The 4,900-nt window shown below is 44.3% G+C and carries 4 protein-coding genes and 2 pseudogenes; all 6 read left to right on the top strand.

What is annotated here, in order from left to right; genetic code table 11:
* The first annotated feature begins 146 nt into the window (after window positions 1–146).
* Complete coding sequence (locus QZ105_RS10115; RefSeq protein WP_293729799.1) at window positions 147–1,025, top strand: DNA adenine methylase; 879 nt, start codon at window positions 147–149, stop codon at window positions 1,023–1,025.
* A 15-nt stretch (window positions 1,026–1,040) separates the two neighbouring features.
* Window positions 1,041–2,729, top strand: coding sequence for an ATP-binding protein (locus QZ105_RS10120; protein WP_293729800.1), 1,689 nt, complete (start codon window positions 1,041–1,043; stop codon window positions 2,727–2,729).
* 103 nt (window positions 2,730–2,832) lie between these two features.
* Window positions 2,833–3,387, top strand: a pseudogene (locus QZ105_RS10125) (ATP-binding cassette domain-containing protein); the annotation flags it as partial.
* Between the two features lie 254 nt (window positions 3,388–3,641).
* Window positions 3,642–3,836, top strand: coding sequence for a sulfur carrier protein ThiS (gene thiS, locus QZ105_RS10130; protein WP_293729801.1), 195 nt, complete (start codon window positions 3,642–3,644; stop codon window positions 3,834–3,836).
* 1 nt (window position 3,837) lies between these two features.
* Window positions 3,838–4,467, top strand: coding sequence for a sulfur carrier protein ThiS adenylyltransferase ThiF (gene thiF, locus QZ105_RS10135; RefSeq protein WP_293729802.1), 630 nt, complete (start codon window positions 3,838–3,840; stop codon window positions 4,465–4,467).
* 2 nt (window positions 4,468–4,469) lie between these two features.
* Window positions 4,470–4,900 (top strand): annotated as a pseudogene (locus QZ105_RS10140) (thiazole synthase); the annotation flags it as partial.

Genomic DNA, 4,900 nt, shown 5'->3' on the forward strand with positions numbered 1-4,900 from the left:
TGTTTGAGGCACGCGGATGGAAAGTTCTGCGTATTTGGGAATGCGAATTAAAAAAATCAAATTACCAACTTCTTATTGATAAATTGCGTTTATTTAATCTGTTATAAAATTTATATTTAATCATTCGATGAAAAGAGGTGAATTTAGTGAATTACTCTCCTTTACGCTATCCTGGTGGAAAAAGCAAAATAGCTCCCTTGATTCGATTAATCATCGAAAACAGTAAAAAACAGAATATAACATACATCGAACCATTTGCAGGGGGTGCAGGTGTAGCACTAGATTTACTTTTGAATGGAACAGCCAAACAAATTGTAATTAATGATTATGATAAGGCCATCTATTCCTTCTGGAGGGCATTAAAAGAATCACCGCAGGAGTTGATTGATCGAATACAAAACGTTCCGCTTACCATTGACGAATGGAGACATCAAAAGGAGATATACAATACAAGGAATAGAACATATTCTATTGATTTGGGATTTGCTGTATTTTATCTTAACAGAACGAATCGTTCTGGAATCTTAACTGCCGGGCCTATAGGCGGATATGAACAAACGGGTAACTACTTAATGAATGCTCGATATAATCCCGTAATATTGACGCAACGCATTGAAGAAATTGCAAAATACAGGAAGCAAATAGCTGTTTACAATAAAGATATTCGGAGTTTTATAGATAATATAATCCCACGGTATCCAACTTCTTCCTTTGTTTATTTTGATCCGCCTTATTATGTAAATGGTCAACGACTTTATAAAAATGCCCTCTCGCCGTCCGATCATTCTAAAATCGCATCTAGGATAATCAACGGCGTTAAATGCCAATGGATAATTACATACGATGATGTGCCAGAATTACGTAAAATCTATGCCGGATTTCCTCAAGGGGTATACACTTTAAATTATAGTGCGGCCAACAAAGGAAAGGGATCAGAACTAATGATATTTAAGTCACCGGAACTGATTCCGGCTTCAGAAGAAATACTAGCTTGTATGCCAGATTTCCATTTATCAAAAATATAAAAAGGACTACGAAAGATGTATAAAAAGATACAGATTAACGATTTTAGGCTTTTTCACAATCAGACCATTCTTCTTGGAGAGTATTTAACAGTGCTAAGCGGTAGAAACTCTACAGGGAAATCGACCATTTTGGGGATGATTGCAAATTCAGGTGAACTAAAGAAGAAAGATGGCGTTACATATTCCTCTCGCGCATTTCGCGCAGAGTTTAGCGAACTATTTAAAGGAAGTCGCAAATTTGATGATATAGGTGCAGATCGGTTTCAAATCACTCTTTGTGATGAGAATGGAAATGAAATTGATTATCGGAGTTTTAGGACGGCTTGGCAAACAAAAGATAAGTATAGAAAAAAGACAGTAACGGGAGATTCGCATTCGGAAGGCACCAACAATCTTCCAGAAAATAAGCCTGCACATGAAGAACGTTTTAGAGTTATTCCCTTTAAAAAGTTGGATGATGGCAAAAAAACAGAGGCGAAATTCAATTATCCAGTTCTATATTTAGGATTATCTCGACTTTTCCCAATCGGAGAATCACAAGGTACTTCTATATCCACCAAAAGCATTGTGTTTAAATCAGATGAACACAAGCGGTGGTTTATCGAAAAATATACGAGCATTTTATCTATGCAAAGTGATTTGCAAGAAATTACAAACTATTCCATAGGCGAAACAGACAAGAAAAGCGGTATAGGCATTAGTACAGATCAATATGATTATCTGACAAATTCATCTGGTCAAGATAACCTCGGTCAAATTTTGTTGGCTATATTGTCCTTTAGAAAGCTCAGAGAAGAACAGGGTGAACAGTGGCAAGGCGGAATATTGCTTATTGACGAGATTGATGCGACATTGCATCCTGCTGCTCAGAGCAAGTTAATAAAACTTTTTATTCAAGAAGCAAAAGAAAACAAAATCCAAATCGTGCTTACTACACATAGTCTCAGCTTCTTAAAGGATATTTGTGGACGAACTGCATATAATAGTCACGATGAATCTGCGAACAATAAAGTTGAACTGTATTATTTAACTAATGCCAATCGAAAGTTAGAAATAAAGCGCAATACTCCGTTCACAGAGATTGAGAGTGACTTGATGGTTAATTCAATAGTGCAAAACAGCAATAAAATAAAACTGTATTCGGAAGATGCTGAAGCTCGTTGGTTCTTGTCGCATATTGTAGGTGACTATTTACCATATGTCGAGGTCTTGGATGTGACGATAGGGTGCGACCAATTAATAAACCTCTATGGGGCTGACCTTCAATATTTTGGCAATACCTTAATTGTTTTTGATGGAGATGTGACAGACGCGCAGTTAAACAAAATACCCAAACGAACCAGAGATAATCTAGGAAACATTCTTTCACTACCAGGCGGAAAACGTCCAGAAGAAGTTATTTATGATTACCTGCTCTCATTAGGTGCAGATCATAATTTTTGGACAGGTGGTGCACAGCGTGTAGGATTCACTTGGGATTATTTTAACGAACACGGCCCTCTATCTGAGGATTATCGCCAACAAAAGGACAGAGAAAAATACAAAAAATGGTTTCTTGACCATCAGCAATATTTTGATACGACAAAATTAATGGATTATTGGATGCGTGATAAATCGGATTTAGTTTCCTCTTTCAAAACCGAATTTAAGACTGCACACAACCATATCGCTAAAAGAATGATGACATTCACGATTGAAGAATAATGCAAAGGCAAGCGTTGTCCTATGCTCTGGATAGACGCTTGCTTTTGCATTTGAAGTTTATATAAGCGTGGCATTGTTATGTTTGGTGCGGTATCTTTAACTATGGGATACGCCTCTGACCCGTCCCGTTACCTTTAATTTAGAGCGCGGGCAGAAAATTGCTATCCGCGGCGTCAACGGCCTAGGCAAGACCACGCTGCTGAAAACAATTTTAGGCATTATCCCTCCGGTCAGCGGCAGCGTTGAATTAGGCGAATTTTTAGAGCCCGGTTATTTTGAGCAGGAGGAGCGGGAAAAGAACGAAAACACCGCTCTAGACGACGTGTGGAACGAATATCCCGGCCTGACCAATTACGAGGTACGGGCGGCGCTGGCAGGCTGCGGCCTGACCAACGAGCATATTACCAGCAAGGTATTCGTGCTGAGCGGCGGCGAAGCGGCCAAGGTACGCCTGTGCAAGCTGATGCTCAAGGACGTTAACTGGCTGGTGCTGGACGAGCCCACCAACCATCTCGACGTGGACGCCAAAGAGGAATTACAGCGCGCCTTAAAGGAATTCAAGGGCAGCGTGCTGCTGGTATCCCACGAGCCGGAATTTTACGAAGGCTGGGTGGATAAGGTTTGGAATATCGAGGACTGGACCACTAAAATCATTTAAAAGCAGCTGTTTAAAACTCCCGATGCGCCTGCGTACTAAAAATATGCGGGCGCATTATTTTTACGGATAATATTCCTTCCTATCTAATTAAGGGAAGAATGCCTCTCACCGTCTTGACGCGCGCGTCAATATCGCCTATAATAAAAATATAATCGCATATTATTTTGAGAGTGAGCCGAAAGCTCATGAAGGGGTACACCACCGCGGGTGTAGCTGCTTCATGAGCTTTTTTGTTTTGCGAAAGGAGATGTGCTATGGTACTCAACGGGAAAAATATTTCTTTGCCCCACCACGTAACGCTGCTGGAATTATTGCAGGCCCAGGGCTACAGGCCCCAGTTGGTGGCGGTGGAGCGCGGCGGCGCTATCGTCAAGCGCAGCGATTACGCCGGTACGATTATTAGCGACGCCGACCGCTTGGAAATCGTCAGCTTTGTAGGAGGCGGTTAAAATGCTGACGCAGACAGAATTGCAGAACGCGCTGCAAAAGGGTTTGGCGGAAGCGCAGCAGCGCAAGCTGCAGCAAGCTGTCGTAGCCGTGGCAGGCTGCGGCGGCTTAGGCAGCAACGCGGCGGCATGGCTGGCCCGCCTGGGCGTGGGCCACTTGCTGCTCATCGACTTTGACAAGGTGGAGCCCGGCAATTTAAACCGCCAGTATTATTTTTTAGAGGATATCGGCCGCTATAAGGCGGAAGCTTTGCGCGAGCGTCTGCTGCGCGTCAACCCCTGGGGTGCTTACCAATCCTGCATCGTTAAGCTTACGGAGCAAAATATTCCCCGGCTTTTAGCCAAGACAGATATAGTCTGCGAAGCGCTGGATAACGCGGCCAGCAAGGCCATGCTGGTCAACGGCGTTATCGGCTCACTGCCCGATACGAAAATTGTCGCCGCCTCCGGTCTTGCAGGCTTTGGCAGCGGCAACGAAATTAGGACGCGGCGCGTAGCCCAAAGATTATATCTGTGCGGCGACGGCAGCAGCTCCATCGAAGCTTTGCCCTTATGCGGCGCTCGCGTAGGCATCGCCGCCGCGCACCAGGCGCTGACTATCGCCCGCTTACTTTTAGATTTGGAGGAAACATAATTATGGAAGACAAGTTGATTTTGGGAGGCCGCGCCTTTTCCTCCCGCTTCATTTTAGGCTCCGGCAAATATTCTTTGGCGCTCATCAAGGCCGCTGTGGAGCAGGCGGGCGCGGAAATGCTGACACTGGCGCTGCGCCGCGCCAACGGCGGCGAGCTAGCAAATATTTTAGATTACGTGCCGTCCCACGTTACGCTGCTGCCCAACACTTCGGGCGCGCGCAACGCCGACGAAGCCGTGCGTATCGCCCGTTTGGCGCGGGAGCTGTGCCAAACGGATTTCGTAAAAGTCGAAGTCATCAGCGACAGCAAATATCTGCTGCCCGATAATTACGAAACAATCAAGGCCACGGAAGCGTTGGCTAAAGAAGGCTTCATCGTAATGCCCTATATGTATCCCGATTTAACTGCGGCGCGGCAGCTGCGGGACGCGGG

This window comes from uncultured Phascolarctobacterium sp. (assembly GCF_905212365.1).
Classification (GTDB): Bacteria; Bacillota; Negativicutes; order Acidaminococcales; family Acidaminococcaceae; genus Phascolarctobacterium_A.